Annotated in this window: 16 protein-coding genes and 1 tRNA gene; 12 read left to right on the forward strand and 5 right to left on the reverse strand. The window is 64.1% G+C overall.

Annotated features, from left to right (window positions below; genetic code table 11):
* Positions 1 to 4: 4 nt before the first annotated feature.
* From infB to rbfA, 3 genes are read left to right on the forward strand one after another with little or no spacing between them, the layout of a single operon-like run.
* Positions 5 to 2,554, forward strand: a complete 2,550-nt coding sequence (infB, locus tag BZF59_RS14000) for a translation initiation factor IF-2 (protein ID WP_086608851.1) — start codon at positions 5 to 7, stop codon at positions 2,552 to 2,554.
* Positions 2,551 to 2,994, forward strand: a complete 444-nt coding sequence (locus tag BZF59_RS14005) for a PaaI family thioesterase (protein WP_086608852.1) — start codon at positions 2,551 to 2,553, stop codon at positions 2,992 to 2,994. Before infB ends, BZF59_RS14005 begins: the two co-directional genes overlap by 4 nt.
* On the forward strand, positions 2,994 to 3,389 hold the full coding sequence (gene rbfA / locus BZF59_RS14010; RefSeq protein ID WP_086608853.1) for a 30S ribosome-binding factor RbfA: 396 nt from the start codon (positions 2,994 to 2,996) through the stop codon (positions 3,387 to 3,389). The genes BZF59_RS14005 and rbfA overlap by 1 nt, the downstream gene beginning before the upstream one ends.
* Before the next feature lie 81 nt (positions 3,390 to 3,470).
* Here rbfA and BZF59_RS14015 read toward each other — a convergent pair whose 3' ends face one another.
* Positions 3,471 to 4,058: a YceI family protein gene (locus BZF59_RS14015; protein ID WP_086608854.1), complete on the reverse strand. Its 588-nt coding sequence runs from the start codon at positions 4,056 to 4,058 to the stop codon at positions 3,471 to 3,473.
* 81 nt (positions 4,059 to 4,139) lie between these two features.
* Between BZF59_RS14015 and BZF59_RS14020 the strand changes: the two genes are divergently transcribed.
* The 6 genes from BZF59_RS14020 (at position 4,140) to BZF59_RS14045 (ending at position 9,962) form a co-directional block, all read left to right on the forward strand.
* Positions 4,140 to 4,715: a thymidine kinase gene (locus BZF59_RS14020; protein WP_086608855.1), complete on the forward strand. Its 576-nt coding sequence runs from the start codon at positions 4,140 to 4,142 to the stop codon at positions 4,713 to 4,715.
* Positions 4,712 to 5,686, forward strand: coding sequence for a tRNA pseudouridine(55) synthase TruB (gene truB, locus BZF59_RS14025; protein WP_086608856.1), 975 nt, complete (start codon positions 4,712 to 4,714; stop codon positions 5,684 to 5,686). The genes BZF59_RS14020 and truB overlap by 4 nt, the downstream gene beginning before the upstream one ends.
* A 14-nt stretch (positions 5,687 to 5,700) precedes the next feature.
* Positions 5,701 to 5,970 (forward strand): 30S ribosomal protein S15, encoded by a 270-nt coding sequence (gene rpsO, locus BZF59_RS14030; RefSeq protein WP_086608857.1) that lies wholly within the window; start codon positions 5,701 to 5,703, stop codon positions 5,968 to 5,970.
* 175 nt (positions 5,971 to 6,145) lie between these two features.
* Positions 6,146 to 8,437, forward strand: coding sequence for a polyribonucleotide nucleotidyltransferase (gene pnp, locus BZF59_RS14035; RefSeq protein WP_086608858.1), 2,292 nt, complete (start codon positions 6,146 to 6,148; stop codon positions 8,435 to 8,437).
* Positions 8,438 to 8,582: 145 nt separating this feature from the next.
* A complete protein-coding gene (locus tag BZF59_RS14040) occupies positions 8,583 to 9,260 on the forward strand; it encodes a polyamine aminopropyltransferase (RefSeq protein WP_086608859.1) in 678 nt (225 codons plus the stop codon).
* Between the two features lie 60 nt (positions 9,261 to 9,320).
* The gene (locus BZF59_RS14045) at positions 9,321 to 9,962 is read left to right on the forward strand and encodes a hypothetical protein (protein ID WP_143738180.1); all 642 of its coding nucleotides are present in this window, start codon (positions 9,321 to 9,323) and stop codon (positions 9,960 to 9,962) included.
* Here the strand turns inward: BZF59_RS14045 and BZF59_RS14050 are convergent.
* Together BZF59_RS14050 and BZF59_RS14055 are read right to left on the reverse strand one after the other, a co-directional pair.
* Positions 9,959 to 10,930 carry a DUF481 domain-containing protein gene (locus BZF59_RS14050; protein ID WP_086608861.1) on the reverse strand — a complete coding sequence of 324 codons (972 nt, stop codon included), beginning with the start codon at positions 10,928 to 10,930 and terminating at the stop codon, positions 9,959 to 9,961. The genes BZF59_RS14045 and BZF59_RS14050 overlap by 4 nt on opposite strands.
* Positions 10,931 to 11,015: 85 nt before the next feature.
* Positions 11,016 to 11,720 carry a GcrA family cell cycle regulator gene (locus BZF59_RS14055; protein WP_086608862.1) on the reverse strand — a complete coding sequence of 235 codons (705 nt, stop codon included), beginning with the start codon at positions 11,718 to 11,720 and terminating at the stop codon, positions 11,016 to 11,018.
* Between the two features lie 141 nt (positions 11,721 to 11,861).
* Here BZF59_RS14055 and BZF59_RS14060 point away from each other — a divergent pair, with 141 nt between their 5' ends.
* On the forward strand, positions 11,862 to 12,710 hold the full coding sequence (locus BZF59_RS14060; protein WP_086608863.1) for an ABC transporter permease: 849 nt from the start codon (positions 11,862 to 11,864) through the stop codon (positions 12,708 to 12,710).
* A 200-nt stretch (positions 12,711 to 12,910) separates the two neighbouring features.
* On the opposite strand, the gene hspQ is transcribed toward BZF59_RS14060, so the two are convergent.
* Positions 12,911 to 13,291: a heat shock protein HspQ gene (hspQ, locus tag BZF59_RS14065; RefSeq protein ID WP_086608864.1), complete on the reverse strand. Its 381-nt coding sequence runs from the start codon at positions 13,289 to 13,291 to the stop codon at positions 12,911 to 12,913.
* 180 nt (positions 13,292 to 13,471) lie between these two features.
* Here hspQ and BZF59_RS14070 point away from each other — a divergent pair.
* Together BZF59_RS14070 and BZF59_RS14075 are read left to right on the forward strand one after the other, a co-directional pair.
* A tRNA-Ser gene (locus tag BZF59_RS14070) sits at positions 13,472 to 13,561 on the forward strand.
* Positions 13,562 to 13,718: 157 nt separating this feature from the next.
* Positions 13,719 to 15,005 carry a tyrosine-type recombinase/integrase gene (locus BZF59_RS14075; protein WP_086608865.1) on the forward strand — a complete coding sequence of 429 codons (1,287 nt, stop codon included), beginning with the start codon at positions 13,719 to 13,721 and terminating at the stop codon, positions 15,003 to 15,005.
* Here BZF59_RS14075 and BZF59_RS16110 read toward each other — a convergent pair.
* Complete coding sequence (locus BZF59_RS16110; RefSeq protein WP_143738181.1) at positions 15,002 to 15,199, reverse strand: DUF5818 domain-containing protein; 198 nt, start codon at positions 15,197 to 15,199, stop codon at positions 15,002 to 15,004. The two genes, BZF59_RS14075 and BZF59_RS16110, sit on opposite strands and share 4 nt — an antisense overlap.
* Positions 15,200 to 15,603 lie beyond the last annotated feature (404 nt).

The following is a 15,603-nucleotide window of genomic DNA, read 5'->3' on the forward strand; positions in this document are numbered from 1 at the left end:
GATAATGAGCGACGAAAACGACAACCAGCGCACTCGCAAACCCCTCGGCCTCAAGCGGTCGGTGGATGCGGGCGAGGTCAAGCAGACCTTCAGCCACGGCCGCACCAACAAGGTGGTGGTCGAGGTCAAGCGTCGCCGTGTGCTCGGCAAGCCCGGTGAGGCCGCCGCGCCGCCGCCGCCTCCCCCGCCGCCCCCGCCCGTCGCCGAGGCTCCGCGCCCGGCTACTCCGCCGCCGCGCCCCGCGCGTCCGGCGCCTGCGGGCGAGACCCCGCAGGAGCGCGTGAAGCGCCTCCAGCTCGAAGCCGAGGAAGAGCGGCTGCGTATGGCTGAGGAAGCGCGCAAGCGCGAGGATGAAGAGCGTCAGCGCGCCGAAGAGGACGAACGCCGCCGCGCCGAGGAAAATCGCAAGGCCGAGGAAGCGGCCGAGAAGCAGCGCACTGAAGAAGTCAGCGCACCCGAAGCCGATGCCGATGCTGCGCCTGCACCTGCCGCCGATGAAGCGCCCGCGTCTGCCGAGCCGGCTGCCAAGGCCGACACCGCCGTGCCTGCCGCGCGCCGCTTCACGCCCGTTGAACGCCCCGAACCCAAGCGCCCCGCGCCCGAGGTCAAGGGCAAGAAGAAGGACGACAAGCGCGCCGCCCCGATCGATGCGGGCAAGGACAACCGTCGTTCGGGTAAGCTCACCGTCACCCGTGCCCTGAACGAGGACGAAGGCCGCCGTGCGCGCAGCCTCGCCGCGCTCAAGCGTGCGCGCGAGAAGGAACGCCGCGGTCAGGGCGGCCCATCGAAGCCGCGTGAAAAGCAGGTGCGCGACGTGGTCGTGCCCGAGGCGATCACCGTCGGCGAACTCGCCAACCGCATGGCCGAGAAGGGCGCCGACCTCGTGAAGGCGCTGTTCAACATGGGCATGATGGTCACGGTCAACCAGACCATCGATCAGGACACTGCCGAGCTGCTGGTCGAGGAATTCGGCCACAACATCACCCGCGTCTCGGCCAGCGATGTCGATATCGACACCAGCGCCGACGCCGATCCGATCGAGACGCAGAAGCCGCGTCCGCCGGTGGTCACGATCATGGGCCACGTCGATCACGGCAAGACCAGCCTGTTGGATGCCTTGCGCGGCACCGACGTGGTGAAGGGCGAGGCCGGGGGCATCACCCAGCACATCGGCGCCTATCAGATCACCACCAAGGACAAGTCGAAGATCACCTTCCTCGACACGCCGGGCCACGCGGCCTTCACCGAAATGCGGATGCGCGGGGCGAATGTCACCGACATCGTCATTCTGGTGGTCGCGGGCGACGATGGACTGATGCCGCAGACCATCGAGGCTATCAATCACACCAAGGCGGCGGGCGTCCCGATGATCGTGGCGATCACCAAATCGGACAAGCCCGAGTTCAACCCGCAGAAGATCCGCGAACGTCTGCTCGAACACGAAATCGTGGTCGAGGCGATGAGCGGCGACGTGCAGGATGTGGAAGTCTCGGCCAAGACCGGCGCGGGGCTCGATAAGCTGATCGAGGCGATCGGGCTTCAGGCCGAACTGCTCGAACTGAAAGCCCGCCCCGACCGCGATGCCGAGGCGACCGTGATCGAAGCCCAGCTCGACAAGGGCCGCGGGCCGGTTGCGACCGTGCTCGTCACCCGCGGGACGCTGAAGCGCGGCGACACCTTCGTGGTCGGCACGCAGAGCGGCAAGGTTCGCGCGATTGTCGACGACAAGGGCCAGCAGCTCAAGGAAGCCGGCCCCTCGATGCCGGTCGAGGTGCTTGGCCTTGGCGGAGTGCCGTCTGCGGGCGACAATCTCACCGTGGTCGAGAACGAGCAGCGTGCGCGCGAAGTGGCCAAGTATCGTCAGGAACTCGCCACCGAAAAGCGCACCGCGCTGGCCCCGACCAATTTCGATACGATGTTCAACAACCTCGCCTCCGACGTCATCGAATTCCCGGTGGTGGTGAAGGCGGACGTGCAGGGCTCGGTCGAAGCGATCGTAAACGCGCTCCACAATCTCTCTAACGACGACATCAAGGTGCGCGTGCTCAATGCAGGCGTGGGCGCGATCACGGAAAGCGACGTAGTGCTGGCAGGCGGCTCGAAGGCGCCGATCATTGGCTTCAACGTCCGTCCGAACGCCAAGGCGCGCGAACTGCTCAAGCGCGATAACGTGCGGATGATGTATTACGACGTCATCTATCACCTCACCGATGCCATCGCGAAGGAGATGATCGGCGAGCTTGGCCCAGAGCGGATCGAGCACGTGGTTGGCCGGGCGCTGGTCAAAGAGGTGTTCAAGTCGGGCAAGCGCGACAAGGCTGCCGGTCTGCTGGTGGAAGAAGGGGTTATCCGCAAGGGTCTCTTCGCCCGCCTCACCCGCGCCGACGTTATCGTTTCTGCCACCAAGATCGCCTCGCTGCGGCGCTTCAAGGACGATGTTGACGAAGTCCGCACCGGCCTCGAATGCGGTGTGGTGCTGGAAGACACGAACGACATCAAGCCGGGCGACCAGCTTGAAGTCTTCTCGGTCGAGGAGCGTGAGCGGACCCTGTGAGCCTGAACGACTCTCACTACCCTAACGATGCCGGGCAGTCGCCGCACACGGCGCTGCTCGGCTCCGAGTTCGTCAGCTTTGACGAAGCGACCCAGACCGCAAGCATGCGCTTCACCGTCAAGCGCGAGATGTGCACCTGGCGCGGCGGCGTGCAGGGCGGTCTGGTTGCGGGCTATCTCGATGACGTGATGGGCTATGCCTATGTGGCGGCCACGGGGGGCGAGATGGCGCCGCTCAATCTCGACATTTCGATGAGCCTCATCCGCCTGATACCCGAGGGCGCGACCATCATCGGCAAGGGCCGGGTGGTGAAAGGCGGGCGGCGCGTGATCTTCCTCGAAGGCGAATTGCTGGGAGAGGACGGGACGCTCTATGCGCGTTCCACCTCCACCGCTCTGCCGACCCCGCGCCCGACGCCGACAGAAACGGGGATGGTGTGATGGCAAAGGCTCCTTTCACCGCCGAACAGCAATCGGTCCGCGTGCTCAAGGTGGGCGAGCGGGTGCGGCACATCCTGTCGGAACTGCTCGCGCGCGGCGAGGTGCATGACGATGTGGTGAGCGCGGCGCATATCTCGGTCACCGAGGTGCGCATGACCCCCGATCTGCGCCACGCCACCGCCTATATCAAGCCGCTGATGGGGGCGGGCGAGGATGACGTGGTGACCGCGCTGCGCCAGAACACCGCCTTCCTCCAGCGCGAGGTCGCGCAGCGGCTGGGCCTGAAGTTTGCGCCCAAGCTGAAGTTCCGCAAGGACGAGAGCTTCGCCGAGGCCGACCGGATCGAGGCGCTGCTGCGCGATCCCAAGGTGGTAAGGGATCTTGAAGAGGAATGATTCTCCGCGAAGGCGGGGAACTCGGGCGACTTTGCTCGACGCCGACCGAGGCCCCCGCCCGCGCGGGGGCGCACTGCTCCGTTAGCGCGGCACCATCCGCGCCTTCAGCGTGATGTCGACCTTGTTGCCGACGATGAGCTGATAGGACTTCATCCCGAAATCGCGCCGGTCGATGGTGGTGGTGCCGGTGAAGCTGACCGGCTTGCCGGCCTGCGCGATGGGATCGGCGTCGAAAGTCACGCTGAGCGTTGCCGGGCGAGTCACCCCGCGCGCGGTCAGCTCGCCCGTCACCGTGCCGCGGGTGGGGCTGGCGAGTTTCAGCGAGCGGCCGACGAAACGGATCGTCGGATATTTCTCGACCCAGAAGAACTTCTCGCCCCGCAGCCGTTCGAGAGTGACCGAATCCGGTGCCTCGATCGCGGTGGCATCGAAGGTCACGTCGATCATCGCCTGTTCGGGCGCGCCGGGGACGATGGTGACCGCGCCATGCATCCGCGGGAAGCGTGCGGTCTTGCTGGCCAGCCCGAAGAACGGCACCCTGGCCGAGACATTGCTGGCCGAGGCATCCAGCGCATAGCGCTGCGGCACGCCCGCCGCCGCATTGGCAAGCGCGAACAGCGCCAGCAGCGGTAGCAGGATCAGGCCTATGGCTGCAATCTGTCGGGTCATGATGTCTCGCCAACGTTGCAATCGGGCAAAAGGTTCAAATCCGCGCTCGCTCGCCGCGCTGTCAGCGGTTACGCAAACGCCATGGCCAAGCTCTACTTCTACTACGCCAGCATGAATGCAGGCAAATCCTCGCATCTGCTTCAGGCGGACTTCAACTACCGCGAGCGCGGGATGCGCACGATGCTGTGGACCGCCGCGCTCGACAGCCGCTCGGAAGGAATGGTGAAGAGCCGCATCGGGCTCGAGAGCGACGCACACCGCTTTCATACCGACACCGATCTGTGGGCCGTTGTCAGCGCCGCGCACAAGGTCGAGCCGCTGGACTGCGTGATGGTCGACGAAGCCCAGTTCCTGACGCCCGATCAGGTGTGGCAATTGGCGCGGCTGGCGGACGAGGGCGGCATTCCAGTGCTGTGCTACGGTCTCAGGACCGATTTTCAGGGCGAACTGTTTCCCGGTTCCGCCGTGCTGCTGGGGATCGCCGATGCCCTGGTGGAATTGAAGGCCGTCTGCCACTGCGGGCGCAAGGCAACGATGAACCTGCGCGTCGATGAAAGCGGCGCAGCGGTGCGGCAGGGCCAGCAGACCGAGATCGGCGGGAACGACCGCTATGTCGCGCTGTGCCGCAAGCATTTCTCCGAGGCGCTGAACGGATGAGTGCGCCCCTCTCAGGCTGGCTGATCCTCGACAAGCCGCGCGGGATGGGCTCGACGCAGGGCGTCAGCGCGGTCAAGCGCGTGCTGCGCCAGAACGGCTATGCCAAGACCAAGGTCGGCCACGGCGGGACGCTCGATCCGCTGGCCGAAGGCGTGCTGCCGATCGCGCTGGGCGAGGCGACGAAGCTTGCCGGACGGATGCTCGATAGCGACAAGATCTATGCCTTCACGGTCAGGTTCGGGGAGGAAACCGACACGCTGGACACCGAGGGGCCTGTGATCGCGACCAGCGATGTGCGTCCGTCGCTGGCTCAAGTCGCGGCGGTGCTGCCCCGCTTCACCGGGCCGATCGAACAGGTGCCCCCGGCCTATTCCGCGCTCAAGGTCGACGGTCAGCGCGCCTATGATCTGGCGCGGGCGGGGGAGACGGTGGCGTTGAAGGCGAGGGCGGTGACGATACATACCCTCGCCGTTCGCCCTGAGCCTGTCGAAGGGTTGCACTTTTCTTCCGAAGCAAAAGACGGGGCTTCGACAAGCTCAGCCCGAACGGAGATTGGGAAGGTCACCCTCGTCGCCCACGTCTCCAAGGGCACCTATATCCGCTCGCTCGCTCGGGACATCGCGCACGCCCTTGGCACCTGCGGGCACGTCACCTATCTCAGGCGCATCAAGGCTGGGCCGTTCCGCGAGGAACAGGCGATTTCGCTGGACAATCTGGAGCAAGCCGCTAAGGGCGCAGGCCTTGAACACCTTCTCCTGCCGCTGGAGGCAGGGCTGGACGACATCCCGGCCCTTCACCTCGATCAGACAAGCGCGCAGGCGGTCCGACAGGGCCGGGTGCTGTCTGACATGCCCCAATCATCCGGGCTCTATCTGGCGAAGCTGGGCACTGTTCCCGTCGCGCTGATGGAAATCACGGAGGGGACGGCCAAGGTCGTCCGGGGGTTCAACTTTCCCGATGTCGCTGAGTAAGAAAGAGACGTACTATGTCGGTGACCGCCGAAGTTAAGCAGACCATCATTGCTGACAATGCCCGTGATCCCAAGGACACCGGCAGCCCCGAAGTGCAGGTTGCGATCCTCACGCAGCGCATCCGCAACCTGACCGAGCACTTCAAGGATCACCACAAGGACAATCACTCGCGTCGTGGCCTTCTGATGATGGTCAACAAGCGTCGCACGCTGCTCGCCTATCTGAAGAAGAAGGACGTCGAGCGCTACAACGCCCTGATCCAGAAGCTGGGTCTGCGTAAGTAAGAGTTTAGCGGGAAGGGCGGCTCAAGGGGCCGCCCTTCTTGCATATTGGGCATGCAGACATCCGGTCTGCCGTGCCTTGGGGCCGAAGCGCTCCGCACCGGACCGGGACGGTTGTTTCCCCGGCACTAGAGGCCCCGCCCGGCAATGCGGCCGTGCGGGTTCAGAAGGAAAACCAATGTTCGAGACGAAAACCGTATCGCTGGAGTGGGGCGGCAAGACCCTCACTCTGGAAACCGGGCGTATTGCCCGTCAGGCCGATGGCGCCGTTCTGGCCACCTATGGCGAAACCGTGGTGCTGTGCGCCGTGACCGCCGCCAAGTCGGTCAAGGAAGGGCAGGACTTCTTCCCGCTCACCGTCCATTATCAGGAAAAGTTCTCGGCTGCCGGGCGCATCCCGGGCGGCTTCTTCAAGCGTGAACGCGGCGCGACCGAAAAGGAAACGCTGACCAGCCGCCTGATCGACCGTCCGATCCGCCCGCTGTTCCCCGAAGGTTTCTACAACGAAATCAACGTTATCTGTCAGGTCCTGTCGTTCGACGGTGAGACCGAAGCCGATATCGTTGCGATGATCGCGGCCTCGGCTGCGCTCACCATCTCGGGCGTGCCCTTCATGGGCCCGATCGGCGCCGCGCGCGTCGGCTATGTCGATGGCGAATACACGCTCAACCCGAAGCAGGACAAGGCGCTCGCCGAAGGCCGCCTCGACCTCGTGGTTGCCGCGACCCAGAACGCGGTGATGATGGTCGAATCCGAAGCCAAGGAACTGACCGAGGACGAAATGCTCGGCGCCGTCATGTTCGCGCATGACGAAATCCGCAAGGTCATCGGCGCGATCGTCGAACTGGCCGAGCAGGCCGCCAAGGATCCGTGGGACGTCGACACCAGCGACAACACCGCCGACATGAAGGCCAAGCTCAAGGACCTCATCGGTGCCGACATCGCGGCGGCTTACAAGCTGACCGACAAGTCGGCGCGTTCGAATTCATTGAACGAAGCCCGGGCCAAGGCCAAGGCGGCGTTCGCGGACGAAGGCGGCCAGACCCAGATGGTCGCTGGCAAGCTGATGAAGAAGCTCGAAGCCGAAATCGTGCGCACTGCGATCCTCAAGGATGGCCAGCGGATCGACGGCCGCAAACTCGATCAGGTGCGCCCGATCGAAGCAATCGTCGGTTTCCTCCCGCGCACCCACGGCTCGTCGCTGTTCACCCGCGGCGAAACGCAGGCGATCTGCACCACCACGCTCGGCACCAAGGATTCCGAGCAGATGATCGACGGTCTGGAAGGCCTCAGCTATTCCAGCTTCATGCTGCACTACAACTTCCCGCCCTATTCGGTCGGTGAAGTGGGCCGCTTCGGCGCGCCGGGTCGCCGCGAAGTCGGTCACGGCAAGCTCGCCTGGCGCGCGCTGAATCCCGTGCTGCCGAGCAAGGAAGACTTCCCCTACACCATCCGTGTTCTGTCCGACATCACCGAGTCCAACGGCTCGTCCTCGATGGCGACGGTGTGCGGCGGCTGTCTGTCGATGATGGACGCTGGTGTGCCGGTGAAGGCTCCCGTCAGCGGCATCGCGATGGGCCTGATCCTCGAAGGTGACGAATTCGCCGTCCTCTCGGACATTCTGGGCGATGAAGACCACCTCGGCGACATGGACTTCAAGGTGGCCGGGACTGCCGAAGGCATCACCACCATGCAGATGGACATCAAGGTTGCCGGCATCACGCAGGAAATCATGGCCAAGGCGCTGGAGCAGGCCAAGGCCGGCCGTCAGCACATCCTGGGCGAGATGGCCAAGGCGCTGACCGGTGCCCGCACCGAAGTGTCGAAGCACGCCCCGCGCATCGAGACGATCCAGATCGACAAGTCGAAGATCCGTGACGTCATCGGCACCGGCGGCAAGGTGATCCGCGAGATCGTCGCCGAAACCGGCGCCAAGGTCGACATCGACGATGAAGGCGTGATCAAGATCTCGTCCAGCAACGTCGACGAGATCGAAGCGGCGAAGAAGTGGATCCTCGGCATTGTCGAGGAAGCCGAAGTCGGCAAGATCTACAACGGCAAGGTCGTGAACATCGTCGATTTCGGCGCGTTCGTGAACTTCATGGGCGGCAAGGACGGTCTCGTCCACGTCTCGGAAATGCGCAACGAGCGGGTCGAAAAGCCCACCGATGTCGTCTCCGAAGGCATGGAAGTGAAGGTCAAGGTGCTTGAGATCGACCAGCGCGGCAAGGTCCGCCTGTCGATGCGCGTTGTCGATCAGGAAACCGGTGAAGAGCTGGAAGACACCCGTCCGGCGCGCGAACCGCGTGAACCGCGCGGTGATCGCGGCGATCGCGGCGATCGGCGTGGCCCGCGTGGCGGCGGCGACCGTGGCCGTGGCGGCGATCGCGGCGGACGTGGCGGCGGTGACCGCGGCGGGCGTGAGCGCGATAGCGGCCCGGCGGGCCTGCCCGACTTCCTGAAGGACTAAGGCAAGGCGTGAGTCCCCGCGTAGGCGAGGATCTCATTCGGCTTCGTCCGAAATCGCATGAGACACCCGCCTGCGCGGGTGCTCACAATGAATGCAAAGGCCGCCCGGTTCATTCCGGGCGGCCTTTCGATTAAAGGCATAATCCATGCTCCAGCGCGAACTTCTAGACACCGCCCAGATCGAGGATGGCGTTCTCCTCGAACTCTACACCCATGCCGGTCACTTCATGATCGTGATGGGCCGCAACGAGCTGATGAGCACGCGGATGCGCTTTTCCGAGGAGCAGCTCGCCGATCTCACCATCGATCGGCTGGGCAAGGCCGATGCGCGCATCCTGATCGGCGGCTACGGCATGGGCTTCACCTACCGCGCTGCCGCTGCCAAGCTGGCGGCCAAGGCGCAGATCGTGGTCGCCGAGATATCCGAAGCGATCATCGAATGGGCGAAAGGCCCGATGGCGGCGCTGACCGGCGAGGGCCTCTCGGACCCCCGCCTCGATCTCAGGATCTGCGATGTCGCCGCGCTGATCGACGACGCAAATGACGGCACCAGCGACAAGTTCGATGCAATCCTGCTTGATGTCGACAACGGCCCCGACGGGATCGTACGCGATGCCAACAACCGCATCTATTCGCGCACCGGGCTTGCTAAGGCGCGCGATGCGCTGAAGCCGGGCGGCATTCTGGCGGTGTGGTCAGCCGGGCCTGATCCTGCCTTTCGCAAGCGGCTGTACGATACCGGGCTTGACGTGGTCGAATGGAACGTCCGCTCGCGCCCGAACAACAAGGGCGCACATCACATCATCTGGTTTGCAAGCAAATGATCACCGGGTAAAAAAGCCGCCGCGGTCCAGCCCGCAGCGGGCCGCATCGGGAGAGCTTGGATGGCCGGACCTTATGCGGATGGCGATCGACGACTGATCCGGCTCTCAGGCCTTGCCGTGATCGGGCTGCATTTTGCCTATGCCGCAGTCACCGCCTGCGGGTTCGTCGCGCTTGAGCTTCATGACGCGCCGATTGCCGATCCGTGGTTCGCAGCGATGGAGTGGCTCATCATCCTGATCGGGCCGGCTGTGCTTCTGTTTCTCGCAGCGCTGGGACGTATCGAGGGCGCTAGGCAGGTCTGGATCCACGTGGCGCTGGCGCTGGCCGTGGTCACCTTTGCGCTGTCCGCCTCGCTACACACGATGATCCTCGCCCTTGGCCGCGAAAGTCCGCTGGTCGCCCCGGCTGGGCCGCTCGGCTTCACATGGCCATCTGTGGCCTATGCCATCGACATTCTGGCGTGGGACTGGTTCTTCGCGCTCGGCCTGCTGTGCTGCGCGATGGCTCTGCGCGAGGTGCCGCATATGCTCGCTGCGCGCCGGACGTTCCTCGCTGCCGGGCTGCTGGCCTTGACCGGCCTGGCCGGGCCGCTCACCGGCGCGATGATGCTGCGCAACCTTGGCATCATCGGTTATGCGGTGGTGTTCCCGCTTGCGGTCGTTCTGGTGCTGCGCACGCCCGCTGGAGGGCGCTCCGCCTAGAAATCGTAGATCAGCGTTATCCGGCTCAGCGTGTCGGTCTGTACCGCACCCGGCGGCGGGTTGCTGTCATATTCGATCGCGTAGGAAATCCGCGCCTTCAGCTTTTTGGCGATCGCCGCATCGAGCCCGGTGACGAAGTCGATCGAGGTGTTGCGCGAATCGATGATCGCCACTGCCGATCCGCCGGTTTCAGCGACCGCGTTAGTATCCTGCGTCAGCTTGAGCCGATCGGTGATGTTCCAGTCGAAATCGAGCGCGACCAGCCCTGCGATCCGGCTTTCGCTGCGCCCGTCGACGAATTCGGTGACGCGGTAGGCCGGGCCTGCCTTAACCGACAGCTGCACATCATCTTTCTTGAGCGCCTGATACCCCATCCCGCCCGAGATCGCATAGCGCCCCTCGAAGCCCTGAAAGCGGTCGCGCTCGTACTGCGCCAAGGCATAGACATAGAACCGGTCCGACACGTTCACATTGGGCTCGTAACGCGCCAGAAACTGCTCGCGCGTGGTCACGCCTCCTGTGCGCTGGTAATCGACCCGCGCGGTGAAGCGATGGCGCCAGTCGATCCCCTCGCGGTTGAGCGAGAGGCTGGCAGTGACGCCCGTGTTGTTGGTGTTGCCGGTCGCCCGGAATCCGCCGAGCTCGCCCTTGCCGTTCCAGTTGTCGAACAGGTCGGCCTTGCGCAGCGCGGCCCGCTGGGCCTCGGCCTCGGCAGCCTTGCGCGCGGCGAGATCGGTTTCGAAGGCGGCGACGAGCGCGTCGATTTCGGCAGTTTCGGTAGGGTTGGTCTGGCGGGCGAGATCTGCGACGGTGCGCACCTTGGCGGGATCGCCAGTGGCGACCGCAGCGTCGATCATCGCGCGCACGGGCTCGGGCAGTTCGGCCAGTGCGGGCTGGCCTGCGCACAGCAGGGCGATGATGACGGCATGCCGCGTCTTGCCAAGCCGGGCCTTGTTCCCAATGGCCATGTTAGCGCTCCCTCTGCCTGCGCCCTGCATAGAAGCGCTTCACATCGCAGGGCAAGTCTTCAGCTTACGCCTTTAGTCAACGCAATTAGCGCACACGGGGGCCACCGAACGGCAGCGGCGGGGGCGGGCGGCGCACGCCGCGTGGGAGCTGGGCCTGATAGGCACGGCCGCAATGGTCGACGCAATAGGGGAAGCCGGGGTTCACCTGTTCGCCGCAGAAATGGAAATCGGGCTCGCCCGGGTGGCCCATCGGCCAGCGGCAGACCTTGTCCGACAGATCGAGCAGGGTGGTCTTACCCGCGATCTCGGGGCTCGGCTTGGCGGGCACCAGACGGCGCGGCGGGGCGGGCGGGATCGGCGCTTGCTGATCGCCGGGACCCTGGCGCAGGAAGCCGCCCGGGCCGACCGAGACGATCTTGGGCAGATCAGCCTGCGGGTTGGGGATCGCCTGCGAGGGAGTGCTGTTGTCGCTCGCGGGCTCGGCACGGGGCGCGGGATCGGCGGCACGCGGCGCGGCCCGCTCGGGCGCAGCAGCGCGCGCAGCCGGTTCGGCGCGCGGTTCCGCTGGCGCGCGCTCGGGCGGCGGAGCGGTCTTCTTCACCGGAGCGGCGGTCTTCTTCTTGTCGTTGGCCTTGACCGGGGAGGGGCGCGCCTTGAGCCCCAGGCGGTGCGCCTTGCCGATCACCGCATTGCGGCTGACGCCGCCGAGTTCGGTCGCGATCTCGCTGGCGGTGGCGCCGCCTTCCCACATCTTCCTGAGCGTTGCGATGCGCTCGTCCGTCCAGCTCATATGTTCTACCTGTTCCTGTGGTCTGGCCCCCGGATGCGGGGGCGGGATGCTTGTCAGAAACGCCCCTGCGGCCTAGGCACCTCAGCCATGGCCGATAACGTTCCTGCACATCCCCTCGATAACACTGCTCCCGTGCCGGAAATGACGGCGCAAGACAAGACCGGCGGGGGCATCCGGTTTGCTCCGCGCGGGCGTCCGGTGATTACCGGGATCAACCGCGTGGGCCTGTTCGCTCTCTATATGAAGGAGGTGCGGCGGTTTCTCAAGGTGCAGACGCAGACGATCTGGGCTCCGGCCTTCACGACGCTGCTGTTTCTGGTGATTTTCAGCGTCGCTTTGGGCCGCTCCGGGCGCGAGGTACTGGGTGTACCGTTCGCCACCTTCGTTGCGCCGGGGCTCATCGTGATGGCGATGATGCAGAATGCCTTTGCCAATTCGTCCTTCTCGCTGCTGTCGGGCAAGATGCAGGGGACGATCATCGACCTGCTGATGCCGCCGCTGTCCTCGGGCGAGCTGATGGCGGGCATTCTGGCGGCGGCAGTGACGCGGGCGATCGCGGTGGGCTTCACCGTGGCGCTGGCAATGGCGCTGTGGCCGGGGGTGTCGCTCGGGATCGCGCATCTGTGGGCGGTGGTGTGGTTCGGGTTGATGGGCGCGCTGCTGCTGGCGACCCTGGGCTTGGCGACCTCGATCTGGGCCGAGAAGTTCGATCACAACGCCGCGATCACCAACTTCATCATCGCGCCGCTGTCGCTGCTGTCAGGGACGTTCTACGTGATCGAGAACCTCGATCCGGCGTTCCAGTGGGTCAGCCGCGCCAACCCGTTCTTCTACGTGATCTCGGGCTTCCGCTATGGGTTCCTTGGAGAAAGCGACATCGGCAGCGCGGGCGCGGTGGCGCTGGCGGCGGGCGGCCTGCTCGCGCTCAATCTGGCGCTCGCGGCGGCGGTCTACGCCGTGCTGCGGAGCGGCTGGAAGCTGAAGAGCTGACGAGGCGCACGGGCCAAGAGCCCGGCCCGCAGGGCCGCAAGGGCGACCGCCCGCCCGAGCCTTTGCGAGGACCGGCAAGCCGGACGGCTTGCCACTCAAATACGCCCGCAGGGCCGCAAGCGCGACCGCCCGCCCGCAGCTGGCGCAGCTTGCTGCGCGTCTAGCGAGGACGTTGGCCCGGATGGGTCAACGCAAAACAATCAATGCGTCAGCGACGCTCGCATCCGGTAGCGGCCGTCCTTGAAGCTGTCGAACAGCTGACGCACCGTCGGGTGATCGACCGGACCGCCTTCGGGATCGGCGATCAGGTTGCCCTGGCTGACATAGGCGACGTAGGACGAATCCTCGTTTTCTGCGAGCAGGTGGTAGAACGGCTGATCGCGGCACGGGCGGATGTCCTCGGGGATCGACTGGTACCATTCTTCCGAATTGGCAAAAACCGGATCGATATCGAACACCACGCCGCGGAAGGCGAACAGGCGGTGGCGCACCACGTCACCAATGCCGAAGCGGGCACGGGTCTGGCGCGGGGCGATGATCGTGCGTCCGGCCTGGCTCGAGAAGAACTCTGCGCGTTCCATATCCGGCAATATGGACCTTTGACGGCGCAAAACAAGCAGCACCTTTTTGCAGGTGCGAAATATGCCCGCATTTTGTGGTGCGGCAGGTCTTGGCAAGGCCTTCGCCTTGGGCTAACGGGCGCGCTTCCTGTTGCCCGCCGCTTGCGACCAAGCGGCCTCCAGAACCGCAACAGGCCTCGCGGAGAGGTGGCAGAGTGGTCGAATGCGCCGCACTCGAAATGCGGTTTACCGGCAACGGTAACGTGGGTTCGAATCCCACCCTCTCCGCCAGTCACCCTTCCGCAAGCGTCCAAAAAACCGCTGCTTTCCTTGATTTTTAGCCATTTCGTGCTAGAGATCGTTCTGCATTTGTTTCGATATTTCCGCATGCATCCGCAACGATTGGGGGCATTTCTGGGGGCATCGAAACGCAGTTTTGGGGGCACAGATGCTCAGCGAAATGGCAGTCCGGCAAGCGAAGGCGAAGGACAAGGATTACAAGCTCTCCGATTCCGAAGGGCTCTATCTGTTCGTGGCCAAATCAGGCCGTCGAAGCTGGCGTCTCAAATATCGTTTTGCCGGGAAAGAGCGACGGCTGATCCTGGGTGCCTATCCCGAGTTGTCGCTGAAGGAAGCGCGTGAGAGGAAGTGTGATGCTCGCAAGCTGCTTGCTGAAGGCAGGGACCCCGGTCTCGAAGCCAAGAAGGCAGCCATTGCCCGAGCCATGTCAGCCTCGAACACCTTCGAGGTTGTGGCGCGCAACTGGTTTTCACTTCAGGAAGACCGGTGGACGCCTGTCCATGCAAGGGACGTAGTCTCCAGCTTGGAAAAAGAGGTGTTTCCGTGGATCGGCGCCTTGCCGATCGCCGAGCTTGATGAGCCGATCGTGCTTTCCGTACTCAGGAAGATTGCAAAGCGAGGGGCCATCGAGACGGCTCATCGCGTACGCCAACGCACGTCAGCCGTTTTCGTGCAGGCGATTGCTGAAGGGCTTGCGGCGAGGGATCCGGCCGCTGTGGTGGGCAAAGCCCTCAAGCCAGTACCACGCGCACGCAAGCGGCCTGCACTTGTGAACATCGAAGCGCTTCACGATATGATCCGCAAAACCGAAGCGCAACTGGCTTCGCCGCTCACTAAGCTCGCATCGCGTTTCGCGGCACTGACGGCTCAGAGGCTTGGGGCCATCAGAAGCATGGCATGGGGCGAGTTCGAAAACATCGACTGGGATGGAGACGGGCTGTGCCCCGAGGCTCTTTGGCGTGTTCCTGCAGGTCACATGAAGTTGGCAAATGACTTGAAGCAGGACGAGAGGTTCGATCACCTGGTGCCACTGGCGCCTGAGACCGTTGCTGTCTTGCGGACGGCCAAGCAGCTCACCGGGCGGGGACCCATTGTATTCCCGAGCAACCGGAGCGCCCGAGTTCCGATAAGCGAAAATACGCTGAGCTACTTCTACAACCGCTGCGGATATCAGGGCAGGCATGTGCCGCATGGCTGGCGGGCATCATTCTCCACGATCATGAATGAATGGGCCGAGAGGAACGGAACGGCGAGCGACAGGCTCGTTATAGATCTGATGCTTGCCCACATTCCGGAGGGAGTGTCAGGCTCTGAAGGCGCGTACAATCGAGCGGCATTCCTTGAGCGTCGCCGCGAAATCGCCGAGGTGTGGGCGAAGATGTTGTTCGAAGGCTTTCCAGAGCCGTCGAAGCTATTGGGGCTTCCCGCTCGCTAGGCGCACCCGATCCAGTCCGCCTTGATGCGGTCGGCCGCTATTGAAATGCCGTCGACGATGACGTTTTTGCCAACGAGGGTCTGGTCGACGTCCAGCGCGTCGACGATCCAGGTCTGCGCATTGGAAGTCGTGAGAAGGAGGCTTCGCGCGCCCTTCGTCAACCGACCTGAAATGCGTTTCCGCTGGGTGCTCACCGTAAATCGTCCCTCTGTCGCGCTCGCCAAGGTTCGCGACCGTGTTCCCGACATGGTGCTTATTGGCTAAGGCCTTCATGACTGATCTCCCTCCCATGGTGACATTTTGCCACTCTCAAGGCAGCGCACCATGCCGCGTCGGCATGGATGATAGCGCTACCATATGTTGCGTTATATTCAGCTATTTGCAGGAGTCAATGTGCTTCGACCTGCACTTTGATCGCGCAGAAATCGGTCATATTGCATTGAGTTAGGTGGCGTAATCGTGCGGAGCTAACCGTCAGACAAGGAAATTCCCGACTGATTTCGACTCAAGGTAGCGCAATCATCAGTGCGCTCAGCGCAAGGATGCTGTGCGCGACAGCAACGCGAGTTCATTCGGCGGGCTGAAGCTTAATGTCGTG

The sequence above is a fragment of the Erythrobacter donghaensis genome (assembly GCF_002155425.1).
Lineage (GTDB): Bacteria > Pseudomonadota > Alphaproteobacteria > Sphingomonadales > Sphingomonadaceae > Erythrobacter > Erythrobacter donghaensis.